Source organism: Enterobacter sp. PL_is379 (assembly GCF_055817355.1).
This window is the reverse complement of the sequence record NZ_JBVPGT010000027.1, coordinates 201,704-227,964: the sequence shown is the minus strand read 5'-3', so window position 1 is coordinate 227,964 and position 26,261 is coordinate 201,704. Positions and strand designations below refer to the sequence as shown.

At 56.9% G+C, this 26,261-nt stretch carries 24 protein-coding genes; 10 read left to right on the top strand and 14 right to left on the bottom strand.

Going from position 1 to position 26,261, the window contains the following annotated elements; translation table 11 throughout:
* Window positions 1-21 precede the first annotated feature (21 nt).
* A complete protein-coding gene (locus AC0TOY_RS10535) occupies window positions 22-1,707 on the top strand; it encodes an alpha,alpha-trehalase (RefSeq protein WP_148770141.1) in 1,686 nt (561 codons plus the stop codon).
* A gap of 64 nt (window positions 1,708-1,771) precedes the next feature.
* Here the strand turns inward: AC0TOY_RS10535 and AC0TOY_RS10530 are convergent, their stop codons facing one another.
* Together AC0TOY_RS10530 and AC0TOY_RS10525 are read right to left on the bottom strand one after the other, a co-directional pair.
* Window positions 1,772-3,874: a TonB-dependent siderophore receptor gene (locus AC0TOY_RS10530; protein WP_473721799.1), complete on the bottom strand. Its 2,103-nt coding sequence runs from the start codon at window positions 3,872-3,874 to the stop codon at window positions 1,772-1,774.
* A gap of 112 nt (window positions 3,875-3,986) precedes the next feature.
* Window positions 3,987-4,241 (bottom strand): GlsB/YeaQ/YmgE family stress response membrane protein, encoded by a 255-nt coding sequence (locus AC0TOY_RS10525; protein ID WP_008502662.1) that lies wholly within the window; start codon window positions 4,239-4,241, stop codon window positions 3,987-3,989.
* A gap of 208 nt (window positions 4,242-4,449) precedes the next feature.
* Between AC0TOY_RS10525 and ycgR the strand changes: the two genes are divergently transcribed.
* On the top strand, window positions 4,450-5,181 hold the full coding sequence (ycgR, locus tag AC0TOY_RS10520; RefSeq protein ID WP_024909816.1) for a flagellar brake protein YcgR: 732 nt from the start codon (window positions 4,450-4,452) through the stop codon (window positions 5,179-5,181).
* Between the two features lie 37 nt (window positions 5,182-5,218).
* Here ycgR and emtA read toward each other — a convergent pair whose 3' ends face one another.
* Window positions 5,219-5,830, bottom strand: coding sequence for a membrane-bound lytic murein transglycosylase EmtA (gene emtA / locus AC0TOY_RS10515; protein WP_024909815.1), 612 nt, complete (start codon window positions 5,828-5,830; stop codon window positions 5,219-5,221).
* A 107-nt stretch (window positions 5,831-5,937) separates the two neighbouring features.
* On the opposite strand from emtA, the gene ldcA reads away from it, so the two are divergent.
* Entirely contained in the window at window positions 5,938-6,852 is a 915-nt protein-coding gene (gene ldcA / locus AC0TOY_RS10510) for a muramoyltetrapeptide carboxypeptidase (protein ID WP_473721798.1), read from the top strand.
* A 97-nt stretch (window positions 6,853-6,949) separates the two neighbouring features.
* Window positions 6,950-8,683: a potassium/proton antiporter gene (locus AC0TOY_RS10505; RefSeq protein ID WP_032647718.1), complete on the top strand. Its 1,734-nt coding sequence runs from the start codon at window positions 6,950-6,952 to the stop codon at window positions 8,681-8,683.
* 46 nt (window positions 8,684-8,729) lie between these two features.
* Here the strand turns inward: AC0TOY_RS10505 and dadX are convergent, their stop codons facing one another.
* On the bottom strand, window positions 8,730-9,800 hold the full coding sequence (dadX, locus tag AC0TOY_RS10500) for a catabolic alanine racemase DadX (protein ID WP_420278409.1): 1,071 nt from the start codon (window positions 9,798-9,800) through the stop codon (window positions 8,730-8,732).
* Between the two features lie 9 nt (window positions 9,801-9,809).
* Window positions 9,810-11,108 carry a D-amino acid dehydrogenase gene (locus tag AC0TOY_RS10495; RefSeq protein ID WP_032647721.1) on the bottom strand — a complete coding sequence of 433 codons (1,299 nt, stop codon included), beginning with the start codon at window positions 11,106-11,108 and terminating at the stop codon, window positions 9,810-9,812.
* 321 nt (window positions 11,109-11,429) lie between these two features.
* Here AC0TOY_RS10495 and AC0TOY_RS10490 point away from each other — a divergent pair, with 321 nt between their 5' ends.
* Complete coding sequence (locus tag AC0TOY_RS10490) at window positions 11,430-12,962, top strand: SpoVR family protein (RefSeq protein ID WP_024909810.1); 1,533 nt, start codon at window positions 11,430-11,432, stop codon at window positions 12,960-12,962.
* Window positions 12,963-13,079: 117 nt separating this feature from the next.
* Here AC0TOY_RS10490 and fadR read toward each other — a convergent pair whose 3' ends face one another.
* Window positions 13,080-13,799, bottom strand: coding sequence for a fatty acid metabolism transcriptional regulator FadR (gene fadR / locus AC0TOY_RS10485; protein ID WP_024909809.1), 720 nt, complete (start codon window positions 13,797-13,799; stop codon window positions 13,080-13,082).
* Between the two features lie 201 nt (window positions 13,800-14,000).
* Between fadR and nhaB the strand changes: the two genes are divergently transcribed.
* Together nhaB and dsbB are read left to right on the top strand one after the other, a co-directional pair.
* On the top strand, window positions 14,001-15,539 hold the full coding sequence (nhaB, locus tag AC0TOY_RS10480) for a Na(+)/H(+) antiporter NhaB (RefSeq protein ID WP_048992176.1): 1,539 nt from the start codon (window positions 14,001-14,003) through the stop codon (window positions 15,537-15,539).
* Window positions 15,540-15,682: 143 nt separating this feature from the next.
* Window positions 15,683-16,213, top strand: a complete 531-nt coding sequence (dsbB, locus tag AC0TOY_RS10475) for a disulfide bond formation protein DsbB (protein ID WP_024909807.1) — start codon at window positions 15,683-15,685, stop codon at window positions 16,211-16,213.
* A gap of 125 nt (window positions 16,214-16,338) precedes the next feature.
* Here the strand turns inward: dsbB and AC0TOY_RS10470 are convergent, their stop codons facing one another.
* The 3 genes from AC0TOY_RS10470 to AC0TOY_RS10460 form a co-directional block, all read right to left on the bottom strand.
* Window positions 16,339-16,779, bottom strand: coding sequence for a YcgN family cysteine cluster protein (locus tag AC0TOY_RS10470; protein ID WP_024909872.1), 441 nt, complete (start codon window positions 16,777-16,779; stop codon window positions 16,339-16,341).
* A 93-nt stretch (window positions 16,780-16,872) separates the two neighbouring features.
* Window positions 16,873-17,532, bottom strand: coding sequence for a fumarylacetoacetate hydrolase family protein (locus tag AC0TOY_RS10465; RefSeq protein WP_024909871.1), 660 nt, complete (start codon window positions 17,530-17,532; stop codon window positions 16,873-16,875).
* A 47-nt stretch (window positions 17,533-17,579) separates the two neighbouring features.
* Window positions 17,580-17,855, bottom strand: coding sequence for a YcgL domain-containing protein (locus AC0TOY_RS10460; RefSeq protein ID WP_008500507.1), 276 nt, complete (start codon window positions 17,853-17,855; stop codon window positions 17,580-17,582).
* 123 nt (window positions 17,856-17,978) lie between these two features.
* On the opposite strand from AC0TOY_RS10460, the gene minC reads away from it, so the two are divergent.
* From minC to minE, 3 genes are read left to right on the top strand one after another with little or no spacing between them, the layout of a single operon-like run.
* Complete coding sequence (gene minC / locus AC0TOY_RS10455; RefSeq protein ID WP_343666382.1) at window positions 17,979-18,686, top strand: septum site-determining protein MinC; 708 nt, start codon at window positions 17,979-17,981, stop codon at window positions 18,684-18,686.
* Between the two features lie 23 nt (window positions 18,687-18,709).
* Window positions 18,710-19,522 carry a septum site-determining protein MinD gene (gene minD / locus AC0TOY_RS10450; protein ID WP_008500505.1) on the top strand — a complete coding sequence of 271 codons (813 nt, stop codon included), beginning with the start codon at window positions 18,710-18,712 and terminating at the stop codon, window positions 19,520-19,522.
* 3 nt (window positions 19,523-19,525) lie between these two features.
* Window positions 19,526-19,795 carry a cell division topological specificity factor MinE gene (gene minE / locus AC0TOY_RS10445; protein ID WP_008500504.1) on the top strand — a complete coding sequence of 90 codons (270 nt, stop codon included), beginning with the start codon at window positions 19,526-19,528 and terminating at the stop codon, window positions 19,793-19,795.
* 73 nt (window positions 19,796-19,868) lie between these two features.
* Here the strand turns inward: minE and rnd are convergent, their stop codons facing one another.
* The 5 genes from rnd to AC0TOY_RS10420 all read right to left on the bottom strand — a co-directional run bounded on the left by rnd (window position 19,869) and on the right by AC0TOY_RS10420 (window position 26,248).
* Window positions 19,869-20,996, bottom strand: a complete 1,128-nt coding sequence (gene rnd, locus AC0TOY_RS10440; RefSeq protein WP_473721811.1) for a ribonuclease D — start codon at window positions 20,994-20,996, stop codon at window positions 19,869-19,871.
* Window positions 20,997-21,067: 71 nt separating this feature from the next.
* Complete coding sequence (fadD, locus tag AC0TOY_RS10435; RefSeq protein WP_074180385.1) at window positions 21,068-22,753, bottom strand: long-chain-fatty-acid--CoA ligase FadD; 1,686 nt, start codon at window positions 22,751-22,753, stop codon at window positions 21,068-21,070.
* Between the two features lie 203 nt (window positions 22,754-22,956).
* Window positions 22,957-23,538, bottom strand: a complete 582-nt coding sequence (locus AC0TOY_RS10430; protein ID WP_028018678.1) for a Slp family lipoprotein — start codon at window positions 23,536-23,538, stop codon at window positions 22,957-22,959.
* 37 nt (window positions 23,539-23,575) lie between these two features.
* Window positions 23,576-24,271, bottom strand: a complete 696-nt coding sequence (tsaB, locus tag AC0TOY_RS10425) for a tRNA (adenosine(37)-N6)-threonylcarbamoyltransferase complex dimerization subunit type 1 TsaB (RefSeq protein ID WP_473721797.1) — start codon at window positions 24,269-24,271, stop codon at window positions 23,576-23,578.
* 66 nt (window positions 24,272-24,337) lie between these two features.
* Window positions 24,338-26,248 carry an ATP-dependent DNA helicase gene (locus AC0TOY_RS10420; protein ID WP_473721796.1) on the bottom strand — a complete coding sequence of 637 codons (1,911 nt, stop codon included), beginning with the start codon at window positions 26,246-26,248 and terminating at the stop codon, window positions 24,338-24,340.
* Window positions 26,249-26,261: the final 13 nt, after the last annotated feature.

The following is a 26,261-nucleotide window of genomic DNA, read 5'->3' as shown; positions in this document are numbered from 1 at the left end:
GTGAAGACAGGAGACGAACTGATGATAAGACCTCGTACACTACGCCCCGCGTTCTTGACCCTTGCGTTGGGCGGCGCGCTGCTCGGCGTAACGACATTCGGTTATGCCGACGATAGCCCCGCAGCCCAGACAGCCTCACCCGATATTTTGCTGGGCCCGCTGTTTAATGATGTGCAGAGCGCCAAACTGTTTCCCGATCAGAAAACCTTTGCGGATGCCGTCCCCAAAAGCGACCCGCTGATGATTCTGGCGGACTATCGGATGCAGCACACGCAGTCCAGCTTTGACTTACGCCACTTTGTCGAGATGAACTTTACGCTCCCTGCGGAAGGGGAAAAATATGTTCCGCCTGCTGGACAAAGTCTACGTGAGCATATTGACGATCTCTGGCCCGTACTGACGCGCACCACGGATAAAGCCAGCAACAAATGGGATTCCCTGCTGCCGTTACCCAAACCTTACGTTGTGCCCGGCGGACGTTTCCGCGAGGTCTACTACTGGGACAGCTATTTCACCATGCTGGGCCTGGCAGAGAGCGATCATTGGGACAAAATCAGCGACATGGTGGATAACTTTGCCTATGAGATTGACACCTTCGGCCACATTCCCAACGGCAACCGCAGCTATTACCTGAGCCGATCCCAGCCGCCGTTCTTCTCGCTGATGGTGGAACTGCTGGCAACGCACGACAGCGATGCGCTGAAGAAGTATCGTCCGCAGATGGAGAAAGAGTATGCCTACTGGATGGACGGCGTCGATGCCCTTCAGCCGGGTCAGGCCAACAAGCGAGTGGTGAAGCTGGATGACGGCGCTGTCCTCAACCGCTACTGGGATGACCGCGACACTCCGCGCCCGGAGTCCTGGCTTGACGATGTAAATACCGCCAAAAGTAACCCTAACCGACCTGCGACCGAAATCTACCGTGATTTGCGTTCCGCCGCGGCCTCGGGATGGGACTTTAGCTCCCGCTGGATGGACGATCCGCAAAAACTCGGCACCATCCGGACCACCAGCATTGTCCCCGTGGACCTGAATGCCCTGATGTTCAAGATGGAAAAACTGCTGGCGCGGGCAGGCCAGGAGAGTGGCGACGCCGCCAGCGCAAGCAAATACGAGGCGCTGGCCACCGCGCGTCAGAAAGCCATCGAGAGCCACCTGTGGAATGATAAAGAGGGCTGGTACGCGGATTACGATCTGAAGAGCAAGAAGGTACGCAATCAGCTCACGGCGGCAGCCCTGTTCCCGCTTTACGTGAAGGCAGCGGCGCAGGATCGGGCCGATAAAGTCGCCGCGGCAACCTCATCGCGCCTGTTGAAACCAGGCGGTATTGCGACCACCACCGTCAACAGTGGCCAGCAGTGGGATGCACCAAACGGTTGGGCCCCGCTGCAATGGGTGGCCGCGGAAGGGCTGCAGAATTACGGGCAAGAGAAGGTCTCGATGGATGTGACCTGGCGCTTCCTGAAAAACGTTCAGCATACTTACGACCGGGAAAAGAAACTGGTCGAGAAATACGACGTGTCGACAACCGGTACGGGCGGCGGCGGCGGCGAGTATCCGCTGCAGGACGGCTTCGGCTGGAGCAACGGCGTGACGCTGAAGATGCTGGATCGGGTCTGCCCGAAAGAGAAACCGTGCGACAGCGTGCCGGAGAATCGGCCTGCGGCGAATGATGAGGTGGCGCCGGTAAAAGCGACGGCGCAGTAAGTGAGTATTGCCGGGTGGCGGCTACGCCTTACCCGGCCTACTTTTGGAAATAACAGGGCTTTGCTTAGAAGCTGTAACTCGCCCCTAGCTGATACGTTCTGTCGCGCCCAATCCAGCAGTTGGTCGCGTCGTAGCAGGTCAGCGTCTCTTTGTTGGTGATGTTCTGCGCGCTGGCCTTAAGCGTTAGCCCTGCCAGCGAGGGCAGGATCTCGCCCATCCGGTACGAGGCCGCCAGATCGTACTGGGTAGTGCCGCCCAGCTTACCCGCATCGTTTGCCGGAGAGATTTCCATCGGGCCGGTATAGCGTGCGCCCGCTCCCAGCATCAGCCCTTTCAACGGCGTGTTCTCAAAGGTGTAATCCCCCCAGAGATTGAAGGCATTCTCCGGCACCTGCGTTGGACGTTTCCCTTTGTACTTGTCATCTTCCGTATTGATCGCGTGGGTGTAGGCATAGTTAGCAATCAGCGTAAGGTTGTCCGCCGGGCGGCTGATGGCAGACAGCTCTGCCCCTTTGGATTCCACCTCCCCGGTCTGACGATAGTTCAGGAAGCCCGGATCGGAGGTGACAACATTTTTCTGACGGATGTTGAACACCGAAGCGGTAAAGGTGGTGGCGTAGTCGGCCAGCAGATATTTCACTCCACCTTCCACCTGCTTGCTGGTGGTCGGCTTGACGTCTTTCGCCGCGAGCGTTCCCTTCGGCGACACCGGCGCAAAGCCTTCGGAATAGCTGATAAACGGTGACAGACCATTATCAAAGGCGTAAAGCGCGCCCAGGCGTTTGGTGACGCGATCCTGCGATACCCAGTCCTTATCACCGTTTTGCAGATAATTGGTGGTGACGGAGCGATAATCGTCGTAGCGCAGGCTACCCAGCAGATTTAAGCCACCCCACTCCACCTGATCCTGCAGGTAGTAGCCGTTCTGCTGATAGCTCAGCCGGTTTTTCTGGGCGGTATACAGCCCTAATGCGCTTTCACTGATTTGTGAATAGTCAGGATGACGCATATCCATGCCCGGCGTGGTCGACGCGTAACGGTAGTGGAAATGGGAGTTCAGCTTCTGGTAGTCAAACCCGGCCAGCAGATGGTGTTTCCAGTCGCCCAGCGCCACGGTTTTAGTCACCTGGTTATCGATGTTGAAGCTCTGCAGATCTTCATCGGTGGTGTAGGCAAAGCGGTTGAGCTGATAGACCTCACTCCCGGTGCCCGTTGCATAGACGCTGCGCTGATGCGTGTCGACGTCGAAATAGCGCGCCTTCTGGTTAAAGCCCCAGCCGCTGTCGAACGCATGTTCAAAGCTGTAGCCCAGCATCCACTGACGCTGCTTAAACCCATTCCACTCATCACCGGCGTAATCGCGCTTGCCCGCGTATTTCGAGCGCAGGTAGGCGAGCGGCAGCGGGTTTGACGGCGTCAGGCTTGGGGTGTTTTGCGCCAGCGCGTCCAGGGTAAGGCGGGTTTTGCTGTCGGGCTGCCAGGTGACGGACGGAGCAACCAGGTAGTTTTCATACCGGGTGGTGTGCGGCTGATCGTCGTTTTCCGTCGCTTTACCCAGCAGGCGGTAGTTCCAGTCGCTGTCGGCAATCTGCCCGGTTGAATCGAGATAGCCCTCTTTCAGGTTGCGATTGCCGGTGTTAAAACCGAATTCGGTTCGCGCTTCACGCTGCGGCTTTTTACTCTGGATATTCACCAGCCCGCCCGGCGAACCACCGCCGTAAAGAACCGATGAGGGACCTTTCAGGATATCAACGCTGTCAATCAACAGCGGATCGATCCGCGCTTTGGTATTGCCGGTGACGTTATAGGGCAGCTGCAGCCCGTTGTAGAACTCCTGGTCGACGGTAAAGCCACGAATTTTATATTCGCTCATGTAGGAGGTATTCCCCCGCACCTCGGTTGAGACGCCCGGAGCATAGCGCAGGATTTCATTCACGGAATCCGCATGGCGCTTGTCAATTTCCGGCGCAGAGAGGGTCGTGATGACCTGCGGCGTTTTACTTTCAGCAACGGCCGATTTCGTGGCGCTGTTCGTCCAGGCCGGCAGCTCGCTGCCCTGCTCTGCGCCGGTGACGACGATAGTGGATTCTTCGGCGAATGCCGGAACGTGCAGTGCGAGCGAGACGGCGCCTGCCAGGGCGCATAGCGTAAAACGTGAGGGAGTCATAATGTCGTCTTGTTGTTAGATGCGATACGGAACGACAATTATTATCATTTAGATTAACAAATCAATACACAGGCAAAAAAACGGCCCTCCGCAGAGAGCCGTTTACGTCATGTTATGCTCGTCGCAGTAACCTGAATATGCCCAGCACCACAATGGCGCCCACGACAGCGACCAGAAAACTGTGCAGGTCAAAACCACTTATGTTGCCTCCGAAGCCAAACATCGTCGCCAGCCAGCCGCCCACAACCGCACCAACGACCCCGAGTACACAGGTCAAAATAAAGCCGCCGCCATCGTTTCCCGGCATGATCAATTTCGCGATAGCGCCAGCAATAAGACCAAAGATAATCCAGGCGATGATACCCATAGCGATGCCCTCTTGCAGGTTTAACGCATGCGCAGAAAACCTTCTGCACAGCTAACGTAAGTATAGGTCATCGCCGGAAAATCATTTTCTTCTCACCGACTTATCTTTGTCTAAAGAGGCAAAAAAAACTCACCGGTTTGTATTAAGTTTCATCACAGATTGCCGATAACGCTAAGACAGTCTGTCATCTATCAAGGAGCCATCCGGCGTGAGTCATTACAGTGAGCAGTTCCTCAAGCAAAATCCGCTGGCTGTATTAGGGGTATTACGCGACCTGCAAAAAGGTGAAGTGCCGCTGCGCATCAGCTGGTCGAATAATCAGTTCATCAGCAAGATCCTTGACGCCTCGCAGGAGCGGCTGGTGATTGATTTAGGCAGTCAGGAGTATGAAAACCGCGCGGCGCTGAAGGCGGAGAATATCGCGGTGATGGCCGAAACGCAGGGCGCCAAAGTGGAGTTTGTCCTGTCGCGACTGGAACTGAGCGAGTACCAGGGACTCCCTGCTTTTGCTACCCCACTTCCCACCAATCTCTGGTTTGTTCAGCGTCGTGAATATTTCCGCATTAGCGCTCCGCTTCACCCCGCCTATTTTTGTAAGGCCAAAATGCCGGATAAAAAAGAGATCCGCTTCCGCCTCTTCGATCTGTCACTGGGCGGCATGGGTGCGCTGATGGATACGCCGAAACCCGACGGACTGGTAGAAGGCATGCGGTTTACGCAAATTGAACTGGATATGGGGGGCTGGGGTCGCTTTTATTTCGATGCACAGCTGATTGCCATCAGCGACCGTACCGTCGTGGACAGCAAAAATGAAACCATCACCACGCCGCGTCTGAGCTTCCGCTTCCTGAACGTGGGGCCCGGTGCAGAGCGTGAGCTTCAGCGCATCATCTATTCGCTGGAGCGGGAGGCGCGGGAACGCGCAAATAAAGTTCTGTAAGAAAATCGGGCAGCGTGACCGCCGCCCGTCTGCGGCATTACATGGCATCCATCGCTTTCTGTACTTTCCAGATATAACGAGGCGCCTGTGGTGCCGGGTGATTTTTCGCCACATGCTCAAAGAATTCGTCTTTGTCCATGCCGTTAATCTCTTCTATCGCCTCTTTGCGGTCAGAGGAGAAGGTTCTGAGCAACGCGCCGGCACCGTTAACGTAAGAGACCACCAGCGCGTACTGCATCACCTCCGGATCCTTAATACCCTTCAGCACGCCGTGCTCCATGATGCTCAGATAGGCCGTGCCCATTGAAATGTTACGTTCCGGGTTCTTCAGCTCGCTGGTTGACGGCTGACCGCTCCAGCCCATATAGCGGTAAACTTCTTTCCCCGCCGTTGACGCTTTAAGCTGCATCAGCCCCACCGCGTTGGATTTGCTGACAAGCGTGGGGTTACCGCCGGACTCCACGGCAATGATCGCCGTGATGAGACGCGGACTGACGCCCCAGGCTTTCCCGGCTTGTTCACTGATCGGCATCCACTGCATGGCCCGTTTAACCGGCACCTCCGGGTTCCAGGGTGGGTTTTGATAATCATGTTTTGAACTACAGCCAGCGAGCAACACAATCAAAAAAGCAAACCATCTCAATTTCACGTCATCTATCCTTATAGCCGGTCATCGCGGTGCGCCGCCTCTTGAAGCAGGCGTCGTATACGCGGCATGATATAGACAATTAGTTTCTCATTCAGCAAGGAATTGCCATGTCTCAGTTTCATCTCATCGCGCCGTCGGGCTACTGCATTAACCAGGACGCGGCGCAGCGGGGCGTTCAGCGTTTGCTGGAATCGGGTCATCAGGTAGAAAATCAGACGATTATCCCCCGCCGCCAGCAGCGTTTTGCCGGTACAGAAGCGCAGCGGCTGAATGATATCAACAGCCTGGTGAACCTGAAGGGTGAAAACCGGATTGTGCTGGCGGTGCGCGGCGGATATGGCGCGAGCCGGCTGCTGGAGAGCATTGACTGGCAGGGTCTGGCGCAGCGCCAGCAGCAGGATCCGCTACTTATATGCGGCCACAGCGATTTCACCGTCATCCAGCTTGGGCTGCTGGCGCTACATAACGTTACCACCTTCAGCGGCCCGATGCTGGCCGGTAACTTCGGCGCCCCGGAGCTGAATGCGTTTACCATGGAACACTTCTGGCGCGCGCTGCGCAACCCCACCTACAGCGTGGAGTGGCAAGGCAATGGGCCGCACTGGGAATGCGAAGGTCAGCTCTGGGGCGGCAACCTGACGATGCTGGTTTCGCTTATCGGCACGCCGTGGATGCCGCACATCGAGGACGGCATTCTGGTGCTGGAAGATATCAACGAACATCCGTTCCGCGTCGAGCGCATGCTGTTGCAGCTCTATCATGCCGGTATTCTTGAACGCCAGTCCGCGATTGTGCTGGGCAGCTTCAGCGGTTCTGCGCCGAATGACTATGACGCGGGTTACTCCCTGGAGACCATGGTTGAGTTCATTCGCTCGCGGCTGGATATTCCGGTCATCACCGGTCTGGATTTCGGCCATGAGCAGCGCACCGTGACCCTGGCACTAGGGGCACACGCCTCGCTGATCCACAATGATTCCGGCAGTCGGCTGACCATCAGCGGCCATCCTGTCATAAAGGCATAAAAAAGCCGTTATACCCCCTTAATAAAACGCTGTTGCCGTCGTTAATATGTTAGGGTTTTAGTAACAGCGTTAACATTGAGGTGGGAGTAAGAGAACATTGGATGCCGCAGCGATAATCAGCCTTTTCATTTTGGGTTCCGTCCTTGTAACCAGCAGTATTTTATTAAGTTCATTTTCATCGCGTCTCGGCATACCTATTCTTGTCATTTTCCTCGCCATCGGCATGCTGGCCGGCATTGATGGCATTGGCGGTATCCCTTTCGATAACTACCCTTTCGCCTACATGGTGAGTAACCTCGCGCTGGCGGTGATCCTGCTGGACGGCGGGATGCGCACCCAGGCGAGCTCCTTCCGCGTGGCCTTAGGGCCCGCGCTGTCGCTCGCGACGGTTGGCGTGCTGATTACCTCTGGCCTCACCGGAATGATGGCCGCGTGGCTCTTCCATCTCAATATCATGGAAGGTTTGCTGATTGGCGCGATTGTTGGCTCAACCGATGCGGCAGCGGTGTTTTCCCTGCTTGGCGGAAAAGGGCTTAACGAACGCGTTGGTTCAACGCTTGAGATTGAATCTGGCAGTAACGATCCGATGGCGGTGTTTCTCACCATTACGCTTATCGAGATGATTCAGCAGCACGAAAGCGGGCTGAGCTGGACGTTTGCGTTACATATTCTGCAGCAGTTTGGCCTGGGGATTGTCATCGGCCTGGCAGGGGGATATCTGCTCCAGCAGACGATCAACCGTATATCGCTTCCTCTGGGGCTTTACCCGCTGCTGGCGCTGAGCGGCGGCATTCTCATTTTTGCCGTCACTACCGCAGTGGACGGCAGCGGCATTCTCGCCGTCTACCTCTGCGGGTTCCTGATGGGCAACCGCCCTATTCGTAACCGGCATGCCATTTTGCAGAACTTCGACGGTCTGGCTTGGCTGGCGCAGATCGGCATGTTTCTGGTGCTGGGTCTTCTGGTTACGCCATCGGACCTGCTGCCGATCGCCGTTCCGGCGCTGCTGCTCTCTGCATGGATGATCTTCTTTGCCCGTCCGCTGTCGGTATTTGCAGGCCTGCTGCCGTTTCGTGGCTTCAACCTGCGCGAGCGGATCTTCATCAGCTGGGTGGGCCTGCGCGGCGCGGTGCCGATTATCCTTGCGGTGTTCCCGATGATGGCCGGTCTGGATAACGCGCGGCTGTTCTTTAACGTGGCGTTCTTCGTGGTGCTGATTTCGCTGCTGTTCCAGGGAACCTCGCTCGGGTGGGCAGCGAAAAAAGCCAAAGTGGTGGTCCCTCCCGTGGGCTGGCCGGTCTCCCGCGTGGGGCTCGACATTCATCCGGAGAACCCGTGGGAACAGTTCGTCTATCAGCTGAGCGCCGACAAATGGTGCGTGGGGGCTTCACTGCGCGATTTGCACATGCCGGCCGAAACGCGCATTGCCGCTCTGTTCCGCGACAACGTTCTGCTGCACCCTACCGGCAGCACCCGCCTGCGCGAAGGGGATATTCTGTGCGTGATTGGCCGCGAGCGCGACCTGCCCGCGCTGGGCAAACTGTTCAGCCAGTCGCCTCCGGTGGCGCTGGATCAGCGTTTCTTTGGCGATTTTATTCTGGAAGCCAGCGCCAGGTTTGCCGATGTCGCGCTGATCTACGGCCTGGATGAAGGTGCTGAAGACGGAGATAACCAGCAAACGCTGGGCGAAATCATCCAGCAGCGGCTTGGCGCTGCCCCGGTCGTGGGAGACCAGGTGGAGTTTGCCGGGATGATCTGGACCGTTGCCGAAAAAGAAGATAACGCGGTGCGGAAAGTCGGTTTGAGGCCGATGGAAGAGGAAGCGGAGTAGCGGTTTTTTTGCCGGGTAAGCGTTAGCGCCACCCGGCGAACAAAGGTTACACCGTCACAACCGGCACTCTCGGCGCCAGGGCGCACATCAATTCGTACCCCACCGTGCCCGCCGCGGCAGCAACGTCATCAATCTTAATTTCGTTACCCCACAGCTCGACCGGTGAACCGATGCCCGCCTGCGGGCAGGGCGTCAGGTCAACGGCCAGCATATCCATTGAGACGGTGCCCACCGTTCCCGTGCGAACCCCATCGACCCAGACCGGCGTACCGGTCGGCGCGATGCGCGGGTAGCCGTCGGCATAGCCGCCCGCCACGATGCCAATCCGCTGCTCGCCCTTTGCCCGGTAGCGGCTGCCGTAGCCCACCGTGTCGCCGGTCTTGAGCGTCTGCACGCCAATGATTTCACTGCGCAGGGTCATGACCGGCTTCAGGCCACTGTTGGCGATATCCTGCCACTGGCCTGAGGGAGACGCACCGTACAGAACGATCCCCGGACGCACCCAGTTATAGTGCGCCTCGGGATGCCACAGCGTGGCCGCCGAGTTCGACAGCGAGCGCGGGCAGTCCAGCCCTTCTGCCGCCTGCTCAATGCGGACCATGGCATCGGCAATGCCGTCAGGTTGTTCCGCGTCGGCAAAATGCGCCATCAGCGTCATTTCACCCACGTTCTTCAGCGCGCGCAGCTGCTGCCAGACCGTATGCACCCGCTCAGGCTGGAAGCCCAGGCGGTTCATGCCGCTGTTCACCTTAAGATAGATATCCAGCGGAGCATGGAGCTTCGCATCCTGAATCGCTTTGATCTGCCAGTTGCTGTGCACGCTGGTGGTCAGCCGATACTTATCCAGCAGCGGCAGATCGTCGGCGTGGAAGAAGCCCTCCAGCAGCAGTATCGGCCCTTTCCAGCCGCGCTCGCGCAGCAGAATGGCCTCTTCCAGATTAAGTAACGCAAAACCATCGGTGGCGCTCAGGGCGCTCCAGATACGATCGATACCGTGGCCGTAGGCATTCGCTTTCACCACCGACCAGACGCGCGAACCAGGTGCCGCCCGACGAACAATTTGCAGATTATCCTTCAGGGCCTGCAGGTTCAGCTGGGCCAGAACAGGACGGGACATGACAACTCCTTAGTTATGCGCGCCGTGCAGATGCTGTGGACGCGAAGGCGTAAACCCCGATTGATAGCGTGCGGCGCTTAAATCGTCAAACGGAATTGCCGGCGTGCGCCCGGAAATCAGGTCGCTCAGCAGTTGGCCCGATCCGCAGGCCATCGTCCAGCCAAGCGTGCCATGGCCGGTATTGGTCCACAGGTTTTTAAACGGCGTGCGGCCCACGATCGGCGTGCCGTCCGGGGTCATCGGACGCAGGCCGGTCCAGAACGTCGCCTGCTCCACAAAGCCACCGCGCGGGAAGAGATCGCCCACCACCATCTCCAGCGTTTCACGACGCGGCTGTAGCAGTTCGGTGTTGAAGCCGACAATCTCCGCCATGCCGCCTACGCGAATGCGGTTATCGAAGCGGGTAATGGCTATTTTGTAGGTTTCATCCAGAATGGTCGATACCGGAGCGCCGCTCTCTTCTTTCACCGGAATGGTCAGCGAGTAGCCCTTGAGTGGGTAGACCGGAATGTCGAGAATACCTTTCAGCATGGCGGTGGAGTACGAACCAAACGCCATCACGTAGGCATCGGCTTTGATCACCTCGTCGCCGCACTTCACGCCGTAAATTTTTTCCCCTTCCGACAGCAGCTTGTCGACAGAGGTGTTAAAGCGGAACTTCACCCCTGCCTGCTCGCACATTTGCGCCAGACGTTGCGTAAAGAGCTGGCAGTCGCCGGTTTCGTCATTCGGCAGGCGCAGGCCGCCCGTCAGCTTATGCGCCACTTCCGCCAGCGCCGGTTCAACCTGGCCAAGCTGGCTGGCTTCCAGCAGCTGGTACGGTACGCCGGCATCTTCCAGCACGGCGATATCGCGGGTGGCATTTTCGTACTGTTGCTCGGTGCGGAACAGCTGCAGCGTTCCGCCCTGACGGCCTTCGTACTCAATCCCCGTCGACGCGCGCAGCGCTTTCAGGCAGTCGCGGCTGTATTCCGCCAGGCGCACCATGCGCCCTTTGTTCTCCATGTAGTGGCGGGTGTCGCAGTTGCGCAGCATCTGCCACATCCACTTCAGCTGGAACTGCGTGCCGTCAAGGCTGATGGCCAGCGGCGCATGGCGCTGGAACATCCATTTAATCGCTTTCAGCGGAACGCCCGGCGCAGCCCACGGAGCGGCATAGCCGGGAGAGATTTGCCCGGCGTTCGCCGCGCTGGTTTCGAGCGCCGGACCGGATTCACGATCGATAACGGTTACGTCATGTCCCGCCTGACTTAAATACCAGGCGCTGGTTACCCCAACGACACCACTTCCCAGTATGACAACACGCATAGCCACTCCATTATGTGCAAAAGAACAATCTTCTAATTACAGATTGATAACTTAGTTGAAAATATTATTCAACATATGACTTTTTTATGGTGACTTACCTCACACATCCCCCAGCATCAGGGGATAGCGCTAATTTGGGATCTCCTGCTGCGCGTTATTTTTAACCAGCATAATATGCTGGGACATACCGTTTTTTTGCCGTATCAAAAACGCGAAATCGCAAAGAAAAAATTTCTGCCCCAGCACGCTTTTTAACACGTTGATCTATGCTTGAAAGGAGGCTCTCCAGACAGAGAGAGCACCCACAACGAGGGCGCGCTAATGGCTACTATTGATTCCCTGAACAAGGACAACACACGTCTGAGCGATGGACCCGACTGGACCTTCGAGCTGCTGGATGTTTACCTCGCCGAAATCGACCGGGTCGCAAAACTGTATCGTCTGGATACCTATCCCCATCAGATTGAAGTCATTACGTCCGAACAGATGATGGACGCCTACTCCAGCGTCGGGATGCCGATTAACTATCCGCACTGGTCGTTTGGTAAAAAATTTATTGAAACGGAGCGGCTGTATAAGCACGGCCAGCAGGGGCTGGCGTATGAGATTGTCATTAACTCCAATCCGTGTATCGCCTATTTAATGGAAGAGAACACCATTACCATGCAGGCGCTGGTGATGGCGCACGCCTGCTACGGGCACAACTCCTTTTTCAAGAATAACTACCTGTTCCGCAGCTGGACGGATGCCAGCTCCATCGTCGATTACCTGATCTTCGCCCGTAAATATATTACCGACTGCGAAGAGCGCTACGGCGTGGACGAGGTGGAAAAACTGCTCGATTCCTGCCACGCGCTGATGAACTACGGCGTGGACCGCTACAAACGTCCGCAGAAAATCTCCCTGCAGGAGGAGAAAGCGCGGCAGAAAAGCCGCGAAGAGTATCTGCAGAGCCAGGTGAACATGCTGTGGCGCACCCTGCCGAAGCGTGAGGAAGAAAAAGCGGTCGCCGAAGCGCGTCGTTATCCGTCCGAGCCGCAGGAAAACCTGCTCTATTTTATGGAGAAGAACGCCCCGCTGCTGGAGCCGTGGCAGCGTGAGATCCTGCGCATCGTGCGCAAGGTGAGCCAGTATTTCTATCCGCAAAAGCAGACGCAGGTGATGAACGAAGGCTGGGCGACCTTCTGGCACTACACCATCCTCAACCACCTGTATGACGAGGGTAAAGTTACCGAGCGGTTCATGATGGAATTCCTCCACAGCCATACCAACGTGGTGTTCCAGCCGCCCTACAACAGCCCGTGGTACAGCGGCATTAACCCGTATGCGCTTGGCTTTGCCATGTTCCAGGACATTAAGCGTATCTGCCAGTCGCCAACGGAAGAAGACAAGTACTGGTTCCCGGATATCGCCGGCTCTGACTGGCTGGAAACGCTGCACTTTGCGATGCGCGACTTCAAGGATGAGAGCTTCATCAGCCAGTTTATGTCGCCGAAGATCATGCGTGACTTCCGCTTCTTCACCGTGCTGGACGACGACCGCAACAACTATCTGGAGATCTCCGCAATCCACAACGAGGAGGGTTACCGTGAGATCCGCTCTCGCCTCTCTTCCCAGTACAACCTGAGCAACCTTGAGCCGAATATTCAGGTGTGGAACGTCGATTTGCGCGGTGACCGCTCCCTGACGCTGCGCTATATCCCGCACAATCGCGCGCCGCTGGATAAAGGGCGCAAAGAGGTGCTGAAGCATGTGCATCGCCTGTGGGGCTTTGACGTGCAGCTGGAGCAACAGAATGAAGACGGGAGCGTCGAGCTGCTGGAACGCTGCCCGGCGCGGTTGAATACGCTGTAGTGCAGCCTTTTTTGCCCGGTGGCGCTACGCTTACCGGGCCTACAAGACCCGCAGGTCGGGTAAGGCGTAGCCGCCACCCGACGAAAAAAAAACCTCTCATACGAGAGGTTTTTTATTTCAGCGGCTCTGAATCGCCAAATCGCCCGGCAACGTTTTCTGCATGCGGTGCCAGATTTCACCGGAATCATGACCGTAGCGGCGCACCGTCTCATAAACCTGATCGTGCAGGCCTTCGGTACAGAGCTTGCTCAGCTTATGGTAGAAGCCCAGCGCCAGGCTACGCGCTTCCGGATTGGCAAAGTAGTGGCGGCCGATGCGGGTATAAAGCCCTTTCATACCGTTGAGGATCAGGCCATACACCGGGTTGCCGGAGGCAAACGCCAGGCCGCGAAACACGTTGTAATCGAGGGTGGCAAAAGCATCGGCGTGATCTTCCACCTCGTTCGCTGTGGCCAGCACCGCAAGGGCGTCTTCCGGATGCTGACGGAAAGCGGTACGAATAAAGATCGTCGCGATGTTGGTGCGAACGGAGAGCAGATTATCAATGAGCTGCGGCACGCTTTCATGGTCGAGACGCGCCAGCGTTTCAAGAATGTTCAGCCCGGACGTTTCCCAGAAGTTGTTTACTTTCGTCGGCTTGCCGTGCTGGATAGTCAACCAGCCATCGCGCGCCAGCCGCTGGAGCACTTCACGCAGCGTGGTGCGAGTGACGCCAATCAGTTCAGAGAGTTCGCGTTCAGCCGGAAGAATGGACCCCGCAGGGAAACGATTATTCCAGATGCTTTCAATGATGTACTCTTCCGCGAAACCCGCCGGGCTCTGCGCCTTAATGACCATAGTGAGATTTCCATTACACAGCTTTAGCAAATTGGACTCATCATACCAGAGGCAGCCAGTGGCAGGTAGCACGGCAAAGAGAGAAAAGAGGGATCGCCGTTTCATTTTTGTGAAATTTACAATGCAGCCTTATCCGCCTCCAGGCCGCGATTTTTGCGTATACTGATGTTTTGTCTTACTTGACGGGGATGGACGTCTGTCGTGGAAATTTCTTTTGGGCGCGCACTGTGGCGCAACTTTTTAGGCCAGTCTCCGGACTGGTACAAACTTATACTTCTGGTGTTCCTGGTCGTTAACCCCCTCCTCTTTAGCGTAAACCCGTTCATTGCCGGGTGGCTGCTGGTGGCGGAGTTTATCTTCACCCTGGCCATGGCGCTGAAATGTTATCCGCTTTTGCCGGGCGGACTGCTGGCGTTTGAGGCCGTCGTCATCGGCATGACCCGCGCCGAGCACGTCAAAGCCGAGCTGGCAGCCAATCTCGAAGTGCTTCTGCTGCTGATGTTTATGGTGGCGGGCATCTACTTTATGAAACAGCTGCTGCTGTTTATCTTCACGCGCCTGCTGCTCAGCATTCCGTCGAAAATGTTGCTCTCGCTGGCGTTTTGCCTTGCGGCCGCCTTCCTGTCGGCCTTCCTGGATGCGCTGACGGTCGTCGCGGTGGTGATAAGCGTAGCGGTGGGGTTTTACGGTATTTATCACCGCGTGGCCTCCTCTCGTCCGGGCGAGGATTTGCAGGATGACAGCCACGTCGATGCGCATAATCGTGAGGTACTGGAACAGTTTCGCGCCTTCCTGCGCAGCCTGATGATGCATGCCGGTGTCGGTACCGCGCTGGGCGGCGTGATGACCATGGTGGGCGAACCGCAAAACCTGATCATTGCCAAAGCGGCGGGCTGGCACTTCGGTGAGTTCTTCCTGAGAATGGCGCCGGTGAGCGTACCGGTGCTTTTCTGCGGGCTGGCGACCTGTCTGCTGGTGGAGAAGTTTCGCCTCTTTGGCTATGGGGCCCAGCTCCCGGAGCCGGTACGTCAGGAGCTGCATAAATTCGATCTGCAGAGCCGACGCCAGCGGACGCGCCAGGAGACGCTGCGTCTGATTGCCCAGGGGATCATCGGCGTCTGGCTGATCGCCGCGCTGGCGTTCCATCTTGCCGAAGTGGGGCTGATTGGCCTGTCGGTCATTATTCTCGCCACCACCTTTACCGGCGTGACGGACGAGCATGCCATCGGTAAGGCGTTTACCGAAGCCCTGCCATTTACCGCCCTGCTGGCGGTGTTCTTTGCCGTCGTGGCGGTGATAATCGACCAGCATCTGTTCGCGCCGATTATTGCGTTTGTCTTAAAGGCATCGCCGGATGCTCAGCTGTCGCTGTTTTACCTGTTCAACGGCCTGCTCTCGTCGATCTCAGATAACGTCTTCGTCGGGACGGTCTATATCAACGAGGCCAAAGCGGCTATGGAGCAAGGCGTTATCAGCGCCGGACAGTTTGAGCTGCTGGCCGTGGCGATCAATACCGGCACCAACCTGCCGTCGGTGGCGACGCCAAACGGCCAGGCCGCCTTCCTGTTCCTCCTGACCTCCGCCCTCGCGCCGCTCATACGACTTTCTTATGGCAGGATGGTGTGGATGGCGCTGCCCTATACGCTGGTGCTCACGATCGTGGGATTGCTTTGCGTCAAAATTACCCTCATTCCCTGTACGCAATGGTTGATACAAGCGGGTATACTTGCGGCGCAGTAAACACTGCATCTCGGGCAGTTCGCTGCCCGTTTGCCTTTTCGCACGATAAACATCCAATTACGTTTTATTTCGCCAGGTACAGGTGGCGCGAAAAACGAATTCGTTTACACTGCGATTTCTAAGCATGTTCCAGGGAAATGATTATGTTGAGATTTTTAAACCAGTGCTCCCGCGGTCGCGGAGCGTGGTTGTTAATGGCCCTGACCGCCTTTGCGCTGGAAATGGTCGCGCTGTGGTTCCAGCATGTAATGGGACTCAAACCTTGCGTGCTTTGTATTTATGAACGCTGCGCGCTGTTCGGCATTATGGGTGCGGGCCTGGTGGGCGCGATTGCCCCAAAATCGCCGCTTCGCTATGCCGGTATTGCCATCTGGATATACAGCGCCTGGAAAGGAATTGAACTCTCCTGGCAGCACACCATGATGCAATTGCATCCGTCACCGTTTATGACCTGTGATTTTGCCGCCCGCTTCCCGAGCTGGCTGCCGCTGGACAAATGGCTGCCGCAGGTGTTTGTCGCATCCGGTGACTGCTCCGTTCGTCAGTGGGAATTCCTGACGCTGGAGATGCCGCAGTGGCTGGTGGGTATTTTTGCCGCCTACTTCGTCGTGGCGCTGCTGGTGCTGATCGCCCAGCCGTTCAAACCGAAAAAACGCGATCTGTTTGGAAGGTAAAAGCAAAACGGCAACCTCGGTTGCCGTTTTTAGTGTTTGCGCCCTCTCCCGTGGGAGAGGGTTGGGGTGAGGGCGTCAGGCCGCACAAACACAATAAAAAACCCGCCTCGGCGGGTTTTTTAATCTCAGCGGGTCGGGTGGTTCATGATGTGGTCTTCCCAGTCACGCACCTCGGACTCTTTCACCGCGATGTGGCGCACTGAAATGCGCTCACCGTGCATCGCCGCTTTTGAACCGGTTAACAGCGGATGCCAGTCAGGCAGACCTTTCCCTTCCGCCAGCAGGCGATACGCACAGGTATGCGGCAGCCATTCGAAGGTGGGCAGATTATCCCGGGTTAACTTGATGCAGTCCGGCTCAAACTCAAAGCGGCGCTCATAGTTGCGGCACTGGCAGGTCTTAATGTTGAGCTGCTTACAGGCCACGTTGGTGAAGTAGATTTCGTCCGTGTCTTCATCCATCAGCTTGTGCAGGCAGCACTGACCGCAGCCGTCGCATAAGGATTCCCATTCCGCATCAGTCATGTCGTCGAGAGTTTTGCTTTGCCAGAAAGGGATGTCGTTCATCAGGATGTCCACACGTCAAAAGAAAGCGCACCTTATAACGAGTCTGGCACGTCGTTGCAAGTTTTGCCGCCCTTTTCAGGCGGCAAGAGGAAGTTACAGCACGCGGGTTTTCAGCGACAGGCCGTTAAAACCGACCTCCAGTTCATCACCGCTCACGAGCGGACCAACGCCTTCCGGCGTGCCGGTCAGGATCACATCACCCGGTTTCAGGGTAAAGAAGCGGCTCATGTAGGCGATCAGCGGCACAATCTTATGGATCATGTCTGCCGTGGTGCCCTGCTGGCGGATTTCACCGTTAACCTTCAGGCTGAGCGGGGTATCCTGCGGATCGCCGGTAAATTCGCTCACCGGCACAAACGCCGAAATCGGGCAGGAATTATCAAACCCTTTGGCTTTTTCCCACGGCTGTCCGGCTTTCTTCATTTTGCCCTGCACGTCGCGTAGCGTCAGATCCAGCGCCACGCCGTATCCGGCAATCGCTTTCTGAACATGCTCTTCGGAAGCCTGACGCAGCGTCGCGCCGATCAGTACGGCGAGTTCAACCTCGTGATGCACCGAGCCGAGCCCCTGCGGCAGGGCCAGCGGCTGGCGGATATCGCAAAGCGCCGTTTCAGGCTTAATAAACAGAACCGGCTCTTCTGGCGTCGCACTGCCCATCTCCTGAATATGTTTTGCATAGTTGCTGCCCACGCAAACCACTTTGCTGACGGGATAATCCAGTAATGCACCTTGCCAGTTATGATGTTGATACATGGTCGACCCCTAAACGGTTGATGTGTTGTGCTCAAAAACAGTTGAGACTATTTTTTTCCGTTCGCCTCAAGATGCTGTTTTAATAAATTCTCCGGTGGCGGCGGAAGCTGTAAATAATAGCCCTGCTCGGCTAATGCCGTTTTCACTTTCTCCAGATCGGCATTCACCAGTTTCTTGCGACCATCAAGCGGCAGCAGCATCGCCATCTGCGGTCGGCCAAAGCTCTTCATTAATTCTTCTGGCACGCGTGAAAAATCGTCTTTCTTTTCGACATAAAGATAGGTCTGGTCACGGGTTGTACTTCTGTAGATCACACAAAACATGTTTTTACTCTGAAATAATGGGTGGTTGCTTGCCTCAATATACTCCTGACTATAACATGCCTGATACTCTTCGGAATATCGCAGCGAGTGGTTGCGGTTAATAGCAAATTGAGTAAGGCCAGGATGTCAAACACGCCCATCGAGCTTAAAGGCAGTAGCTTCACCTTATCAGTGGTACATTTGCATGATGCAAAACCCGAGGTTATTCGTCAGGCGTTAGAAGACAAAATCGCCCAGGCTCCCGCCTTTCTGAAGCACGCCCCTGTTGTGATCAACGTCAGCGGTCTTGAGGCGCCGGTTAACTGGAAACTTCTTCAGCAGGCCGTCTCCTCCACCGGACTGCGTATTGTCGGCATCAGCGGCTGCAAAAATACTGAACTGAAAGCGGAAATCGACCGTGCGGGGCTGCCGCTTCTGAATGAAGGCAAAGAAAAAGCCCCCCGTGCGGCACCCGTTGCCGTCGAAACGCCCCCTCCTGCGGCGCAAAACGTTACAACCATCACAAAAACGCGAATGATTGATGTGCCGGTTCGTTCCGGTCAGCGCATTTATGCACCAAACTGTGATCTGATTGTTACAAGCCACGTCAGCGCTGGCGCTGAGCTGATTGCAGATGGCAATATTCACGTATACGGTATGATGCGTGGACGTGCGCTCGCGGGTGCAAGTGGCGATCGGGACGCGCAAATATTTTGTACTCACCTGACGGCGGAACTGGTGTCCATCGCAGGTGAATATTGGCTGAGCGACAAGATCCCAGCCGAATTTTATGGCAAAGCGGCTCGCCTGCTTCTGGCAGACGACGCGTTGACCGTTCAACCGTTGAATTGATCCCTTTTTAACAAGGAATTTCTATGGCACGCATTATTGTTGTTACTTCGGGTAAAGGAGGCGTTGGCAAGACCACCTCCAGCGCGGCCATCGCTACTGGTTTGGCCCAGAAGGGAAAGAAAACCGTCGTTATCGACTTCGATATCGGCCTGCGTAACCTCGACCTCATCATGGGATGTGAGCGTCGCGTCGTGTATGACTTCGTGAACGTCATTCAGGGCGATGCCACGCTGAACCAGGCGCTGATTAAAGACAAGCGCACCGAGAACCTCTACATTCTCCCGGCCTCTCAGACGCGTGACAAAGACGCCCTGACCCGTGAAGGGGTAGAAAAGGTGCTCGACGAGCTGAAAAAAATGGAGTTCGACTTCATCGTCTGTGACTCCCCTGCCGGCATCGAAACCGGTGCTCTGATGGCGCTCTACTTCGCTGATGAAGCGATCATCACCACCAACCCTGAAGTTTCATCCGTGCGTGACTCAGACCGTATTCTCGGGATCCTCGCCTCTAAATCCCGTCGTGCGGAAAATGGCGAAGACCCGATTAAAGAACACCTGCTGCTCACCCGCTACAACCCGGGCCGCGTGAACAAAGGTGACATGCTGAGCATGGAAGACGTGCTGGAGATCCTGCGCATTAAGCTGGTGGGCGTTATCCCGGAAGATCAGTCCGTGTTACGCGCCTCTAACCAGGGCGAGCCAGTGATCCTTGATACAATGGCAGATGCAGGTAAAGCTTACGCCGATACCGTTGACCGTCTGCTGGGAGAAGAACGTCCTTTCCGCTTCATTGAAGAAGAGAAGAAAGGTTTCCTCAAACGCCTGTTCGGAGGATAAGTTATGGCATTACTGGACTTTTTTCTCTCGCGGAAAAAGAACACCGCCAACATCGCAAAAGAACGTCTGCAAATTATCGTTGCGGAGCGTCGTCGTAGCGACGCCGAGCCTCACTACCTGCCGCAGCTGCGTAAGGACATCCTGGAAGTGATCTGTAAGTACGTGCAGATTGACCCGGAGATGGTGACGGTGCAGCTGGAACAAAAAGACGGGGATATTTCGATTCTGGAGCTGAACGTGACGCTCCCGGAAGCGGAAGAGTCGCGTCCGTAGGTTTGTGATTTCGTAGCCCCGGTAAGCGCAGCGCCACCGGGGGAATATGCCGGGTTAACGCCCGGCATATTTTTTATCGCGGATAACCTTCCAGCAACGTATTCAGGCGATCGGCCATCAATTCCCCGCGCCATCCCGCCATCATTTCCGGTACGCCATTCTGCGGCTTCAGCTTCCAGTGCCAGTTCAGCAGCTGATTAATCTGACGGCGTGAGGCGAGCAGCTCCGCGCTCAGCTTGTTTTCCGTGGCCACCGTCTGCACCAGCGCTTTGATATCTTTAAACGCTTTGCGATAGCCCGGCATATCCATCAGGTTCAGCAGCGGTTCCGGCAGCGCGTCGTCGGGTAATTCTTGCGCTTTTGCGACCAGCGCCAGCAGGGTTTTGCCGTGGAAACGGATCTCACTGCCCGAAAGCCCAATGCTGTCCAGCTCGCCAAGGCTGCCCGGCATATAGCGCGCCACCGCCCAGAGATGTTCTTCGCGGACGACAAAGTTAACGGCCAGATCGCGCTCGCGCGCTTTACGCAAGCGCCAGTCTGCCAGCAGCTGCAGGCATGCCAGCTGACGCGTGCGCAGCTGCCAGGCGTTGCTGATGTCGCGCCAGGCCTCTTTCGGATCCACCACTTCCTGACGACGCTGCTGGGTCATACGGCACTCATCCAGCGCTGCCGGGAGCCATCCGGAGGCTTCCGCCTCTTTCATCAGCTGTCCGGCGATCGGCAGCAGGTAAAACACGTCAGCCGCCGCATACTCCAGCTGGCGGGCGGTAAGCGGACGCGCTAGCCAGTCGGTACGGGATTCGCTTTTATCCAGCGTCAGGCCCGTATACTCCTCCACCATGGCGGCAAAGCCCCATGAGAGCGGGCGACCGCTGAACGCCGCGAGGATCTGCGTATCAATCAGCGGCTGAGGCATGATGCCAAAGGTATTCAGAAAGACTTCCAGATCTTCACTGCCTGCATGCAGGTATTTCGTGACGGTGGTATCGAGCAGCAGGTCGCGCATCGGCGTCCAGTCGGTAATGCCGAGAGGGTCAATCAGCGACACGTTTTTACCGTCGTACATCTGAATCAACCCCAGCTGCGGATAGTACGTCCGGGTACGGACAAACTCGGTATCCAGGGCAATGGCAGGAAAGTCGCGCGTCACTTCGCACAGCGAAGCCAGCTCGTCGTTGGTCGTGATCATCTGGTAATTCAAATCGGATTCTCTTTTGTTTGCGCCCATAAAAAACGCCGGCTTAACCGGCGTCTGGGCGATTAACGTGTAGCTCAGGCCTTATTGTCTACTTTGGCACGGGCTTCGTCACGTAATTCTCGTCGTAATATCTTCCCGACGTTGGATTTCGGCAGCTCATCGCGGAATTCCACCAGCTTCGGCACTTTATAGCCCGTCAGCTGACGACGACAAAACGTTACCAGCGCTTCCTCCGTGAGAGAAGGATCTTTCTTGACCACAAATATCTTCACCGCTTCACCGCTGCTGCCGGAAGGCACACCGACCGCTGCCACTTCGAGTACGCCGCTGTGCTGCATGACCACGTCTTCGATCTCATTCGGATAGACGTTGAAGCCGGAGACCAGGATCATATCTTTCTTGCGATCGACAATGCGCAGGAAGCCCTCGTCATCCATCACCGCGATGTCACCGGTATGCAGCCAGCCGTCTTTGATGATTTCGTCAGTCGCGTCGGGACGCTGCCAGTAGCCCAGCATCACCTGTGGACCTTTGACGCACAGCTCACCCGGCTCACCCGGCGCAACTTCATTATCGTTATCATCGACCAGTTTCGCTTCAGTGGAAGGAACGGGCAGACCAATGCTTCCGCTGTGGTAGTCGATGTCATGCGGGTTAACGCTGACCAGTGGCGCGCATTCCGTCAGGCCATAGCCCTCCAGCAGATACTGACCGGTGAGCTTCACCCAGCGCTCGGCCACCGCCTGCTGAACCGGCATACCGCCGCCCGCAGAGAGGTGCAGCGTGGAGAAGTCCAGCTGCTGGAACTCTTTGTTATTAAGCAGCGCGTTGAAAAGGGTATTTACCCCGGTCATGGCGGTGAATGGATATTTTGCCAGCTCTTTCACCAGCCCCGGGATATCACGCGGGTTGGTAATCAGCACGTTTTGACCGCCGAGCTCAATAAACAGCAGGCAGTTCATGGTCAGTGCGAAAATGTGGTACAGCGGCAGCGCCGTGATGACCAGCTCTTTGCCGGGATGCAGCAGCGGCCCGTAGGTTGCGTTGACCTGCTCAAGGTTCGCCAGCATGTTGCGGTGAGTCAGCATTGCGCCTTTCGCCACGCCGGTGGTGCCACCGGTATACTGCAGGAAGGCGAGATCTTCTGAGACCACTTCCGGCTTGACGTACTGCATCCGATAGCCCGCATGCAGCGCGCGGCGGAAGGAGATAGCGTCCGGCAGATGGTATTTTGGCACCAGACGTTTGACGTATTTGACGACAAAGTTAACCAGCGTGCCTTTGGCGGTAGAGAGCTGGTCCCCCATGCGCGTCAGGATGACGTGTTTCACCTGGGTTTTGTCGACCACTTTTTCCAGCGTATGGGCAAAGTTGGACACAATGACAATTGCAACCGCGCCGCTGTCGTTCAGCTGATGCTCGAGCTCGCGCGGGGTATACAGCGGGTTGACGTTGACGACGATCATCCCGGCACGCAGGATACCGAACAGCGCCACCGGATATTGCAGCAGGTTCGGCATCATCAGCGCGACGCGATCCCCTTTTTGCAGCCCCAGCCCTTCCTGCAGATACGCCGCAAACGCCCGGCTGCGCTCCTCCAGCTTACGGAACGTCATCACCTCGCCCATATTCACAAATGCGGGCTGATCCGCGTAGCGCCTTACCGAGTGTTCAAATAATTCCACCAGGGATTGATAACGGTCAGGATTGATCTCAGCAGGAACATCTGCGGGATAACGGTTAAGCCAAACCTTCTTCAATGCATCACCTCTGAAATGAGTGTTCGTCGTCATCACAACCCCGATAATAAACAGTTTGTTAACATTATATTAACTCAGCGTACCAGTTTATTAATTGTTCAGATTTAAGGTTGCGAAGCGCGTCACTCTTTTTTTTCGTTTTATCCGTAAAAAAACAGAGACAGCGGCTGAGCCGCTGTCTCTTTTCTAACAATAACAGTAAGTTACTCAGTAACGATCGTCTGTACCTGTGCAGGTCCCGGGTTATACCAGCCCCAGCCCGGGTAGCCATAGCGATAAGGATGCGGACCCCACATCCACGGATCGATCGGCTGCGGCGGCATGATCACCTGCTGGGCCAGCCGCCAGCGCTTGTATCCGTTGACCTGCATGGTCATAAATTTATACGGCGTGTTGCCGATTTTGCCCTGTACGGCGCCGGTAATCGGCCCGACGACGGTCACCAGCTGTCCGCGAAAATCGACCGGATCGAGGAACCCGCTGACGTCCGCATAGATACGTCCCCGGGAGGCCTCGCCCAGTACAGGCCGCGCGCCGCTGTCCAGCGGAACGGTGGCGATCTCCAGGCGGGTTTTCCCCTGCTGGTTTTGTACGTCAATCACCTTACCGCCAAAGCGCGCTTCCTGGCCCACGTACAGCTCAGGCGCATTCATCACCCGAACCAGATCCTGCTGTGGCGTCGGGCTGCTGCCCTTAATCGCATCAGGAACGGAAACGCATCCGCTCAGTGCTATGGCAACCGCGCCTGCCATAATAAGGCGTACTACTTTAGTCTGAACCGCCATGATGCGACTCCTTTTTCTCAGTTCCTGTTACTGAGATTCACTCGCGGCCCGGAAGTTTCTTCCACGCGACGGTGTTTCGCAAATAAACCGGTTCCGCCTGTTCAACGGCCACGGTTTTGCCTGCTGCGAGCAGCTGGCTGGCAATCGGAAGCATATCTTCCGCAGCCGGCAAAAGCATGTTGCCGTCCACCAGCGTCAACCCGGTGTCGTTCGCCATCTCAGGCCACGCTGGCCAGCCCGTACCGACGGTCGCCCACTCGCCGGACAGCTGCTTCAGTCGTTCTGTCACCGCATCTGGCTTAAGCACGGCTTCCGTCTCTTCACCGTGCCACACGCCCTGCTCGTCACGGGTGTATTTGGCCCAGTAGACTTCGCCCATGCGGGCATCAATTGCTGCCAGGACGCGCGTTGCCCCGGTCATGCGCCATGCGCCCTGCGCCATGGTGGCGAGGGTAGAGACGCCGATCATCGGCAGTTCGGCGCCCAGCGCCAGCCCCTGCGCAATGCCAATCCCGATACGTACGCCCGTAAAGCTGCCGGGGCCGCGGCCAAAGGCCAGCGCGTCGAGGTCGGTTAAGGAGGTGTTTCCCTGGGTTAAAATGGCTTTTACCAGGGGCAGAATGCGTTGGGTGTGTTCCCGGGGGCACTCTTCGAAATGGGCAGAAACAGCACCGTCGTTCAACAGAGCAACAGAGCAAGCCTCTGTCGCGGTATCAATAGCCAGAATTCGCATCGGTCGTCGCGCTCTCGCAAGGGTCAGTCACAAAATGGCGCGCATCTTAGCACACTCCGGGGTAAATTACTCCGCCGTTGGGTTTGCCAGGAAACGCACCGCGCGTTTTATGTCCCGCGTCCGCGGCGCGGGCGGCAGGCTTGCAAGGAAGGTTGCCCCGTAAGGACGCATCACCAGCCGGTTATCGCAGATGACCAGCACGCCGCGGTCGGTGACGTCACGGATTAAGCGCCCTACCCCTTGCTTAAGCGTAATGACCGCATCCGGCAGCTGAACCTCGTCAAACGGATCGCCGCCGCGCAGGCGACAGTCTTCCATCCGCGCCTTCAGCAGCGGATCGTCCGGGGAGGTAAACGGTAGCTTATCAATGATCACCAGCGAAAGCGTGTCGCCGCGCACGTCCACCCCTTCCCAGAAGCTGCTGGTTGCGACCAGCAGGGCATTACCGGCGCTGACGAACTGCTGCAGCAACTGGGCTTTGCTGGTTTCGCCCTGCAGCAGCACCGGTAGCGTCATCGTAGCGCGGAACTGCTCGGCGAGGTCGCGCATCATGGCGTGGGAGGTGCAGAGCATAAAGCAGCGGCCGTTATTGGCCTCGATCATTGGCTTCAGCATCGCCGCCAGCAGCCGGGCCGCACCCGGCTGGTTGGGAAGCGGCAAATTGCGCGGCACGCAGAGCAGCGCCTGTTTTTCGTAGTCGAACGGGCTGGGCAGGAGCAGCGATTCCGCCTGCTCAATGCCGAGGCGCTCGGTGAAGTGGTGCAGATCGTCATTCACCGACAGGGTTGCCGAGGTAAAGATCCAGCTTCCCGGCTTTTGCGCCATCACCTCTTTGAATTTATCGGCCACCGTCAGCGGCGTGAGCGCCAGCGTGAAATGCCGCGAGGTGCACTCGTACCAGTAGCTGTACCCCGGCTGGTTGATCTCTTTCAGCCGTTTGAGGCGCCCGCGATAGAGCGTAGCGCGCTCGAAGGCCGCATCCAGCAGCGCGGAGCGGCCGAGGGACAGTTTCGCCACGTCGTAGCAGAGCTCCAGGGCGTCATCGAGCAGCAGCAGCGCGCGCTGGATATTTTTGTCCGCCAGCAGCTCGCGCAGGTTGCCGCGATAGCCCGGCTCGCCGAGCTGTAAACGGAAATCCTGCGCGCTCTGTGCCAGACGGTCGGCGCACTTCTGCAGCTGCTGGGTATCTTTGAGTTCGGTCCGGTAAGCAATGGTGAAATCTTTCGCCAGATCCTGCAGCTGACGGCTGGAGAGCGACTGACCGAAGTACTGGCTGGCGATATCCGGAAGCTGGTGCGCTTCATCAAAGATCATCACGTCCGCTTCCGGGATCAGCTCACCAAAGCCGCTGTCCTTAACCACCATATCCGCAAGGAACAGATGGTGGTTCACCACCACCACATCCGCATCCATCGCCGTTTTGCGCGCTTTCACCACGAAGCAGTCTTTATACAGCGGGCAGTCGCTGCCGAGGCAGTTGTCGTTGGTGCTGGTCACCAGCGGCCAGGCAGGAGAGTCTTCCGGCACGCTCGCGCAGGTGCTGATATCGCCCTCTTCGGTCTGGTTCGCCCAGGCGCGAAGGATAATGACGTCGCTCAGGGTTTGCACCGGCAGGTCGCCGCCCGCCAGCGCCTGCTGCTCAAGGCGTTCCAGACAGAGATAGTTGGAGCGCCCCTTCAGCAGGGCCAGACGGCCTTTATATTTCAGCGCTTTTGCCACGGTGGGCAAATCGCGGCTGTAGAGCTGATCCTGCAGCGCCTTCGAACCGGTGGAAATAATCACCTTCTTTTTCGCCCGCAGCGCCGGCGCCAGGTAAGCATAGGTTTTACCCGTGCCGGTACCGGCTTCGACCACCAGCGGCTGAGCCTTATCGATGGCGCGTGCAACGGCGTGCGCCATCTGTCGCTGAGGCTCACGGGGTTTGAAGCCGGGGATAGCCTGCGCTAATTGACCTTCAGGGGAAAAATCGTCTGCCACGGTGCTCTCTCAC

Excerpts from the sequence above, each read along its gene's own strand:
- AC0TOY_RS10535 (WP_148770141.1), top strand. The coding sequence starts at position 22 with ATGATAAGACCTCGTACACTACGCCCCGCGTTCTTGACCCTTGCGTTG.
- AC0TOY_RS10530 (WP_473721799.1), bottom strand. The coding sequence starts at position 3,874 with ATGACTCCCTCACGTTTTACGCTATGCGCCCTGGCAGGCGCCGTCTCG.
- AC0TOY_RS10525 (WP_008502662.1), bottom strand. The coding sequence starts at position 4,241 with ATGGGTATCATCGCCTGGATTATCTTTGGTCTTATTGCTGGCGCTATC.
- ldcA (WP_473721798.1), top strand. The coding sequence starts at position 5,938 with ATGTCTCAGTTTCATCTCATCGCGCCGTCGGGCTACTGCATTAACCAG.
- dadX (WP_420278409.1), bottom strand. The coding sequence starts at position 9,800 with ATGTCCCGTCCTGTTCTGGCCCAGCTGAACCTGCAGGCCCTGAAGGAT.
- AC0TOY_RS10495 (WP_032647721.1), bottom strand. The coding sequence starts at position 11,108 with ATGCGTGTTGTCATACTGGGAAGTGGTGTCGTTGGGGTAACCAGCGCC.
- AC0TOY_RS10490 (WP_024909810.1), top strand. The coding sequence starts at position 11,430 with ATGGCTACTATTGATTCCCTGAACAAGGACAACACACGTCTGAGCGAT.
- fadR (WP_024909809.1), bottom strand. The coding sequence starts at position 13,799 with ATGGTCATTAAGGCGCAGAGCCCGGCGGGTTTCGCGGAAGAGTACATC.
- dsbB (WP_024909807.1), top strand. The coding sequence starts at position 15,683 with ATGTTGAGATTTTTAAACCAGTGCTCCCGCGGTCGCGGAGCGTGGTTG.
- AC0TOY_RS10470 (WP_024909872.1), bottom strand. The coding sequence starts at position 16,779 with ATGAACGACATCCCTTTCTGGCAAAGCAAAACTCTCGACGACATGACT.
- AC0TOY_RS10465 (WP_024909871.1), bottom strand. The coding sequence starts at position 17,532 with ATGTATCAACATCATAACTGGCAAGGTGCATTACTGGATTATCCCGTC.
- AC0TOY_RS10460 (WP_008500507.1), bottom strand. The coding sequence starts at position 17,855 with ATGTTTTGTGTGATCTACAGAAGTACAACCCGTGACCAGACCTATCTT.
- minC (WP_343666382.1), top strand. The coding sequence starts at position 17,979 with ATGTCAAACACGCCCATCGAGCTTAAAGGCAGTAGCTTCACCTTATCA.
- minD (WP_008500505.1), top strand. The coding sequence starts at position 18,710 with ATGGCACGCATTATTGTTGTTACTTCGGGTAAAGGAGGCGTTGGCAAG.
- minE (WP_008500504.1), top strand. The coding sequence starts at position 19,526 with ATGGCATTACTGGACTTTTTTCTCTCGCGGAAAAAGAACACCGCCAAC.
- AC0TOY_RS10430 (WP_028018678.1), bottom strand. The coding sequence starts at position 23,538 with ATGGCGGTTCAGACTAAAGTAGTACGCCTTATTATGGCAGGCGCGGTT.
- tsaB (WP_473721797.1), bottom strand. The coding sequence starts at position 24,271 with ATGCGAATTCTGGCTATTGATACCGCGACAGAGGCTTGCTCTGTTGCT.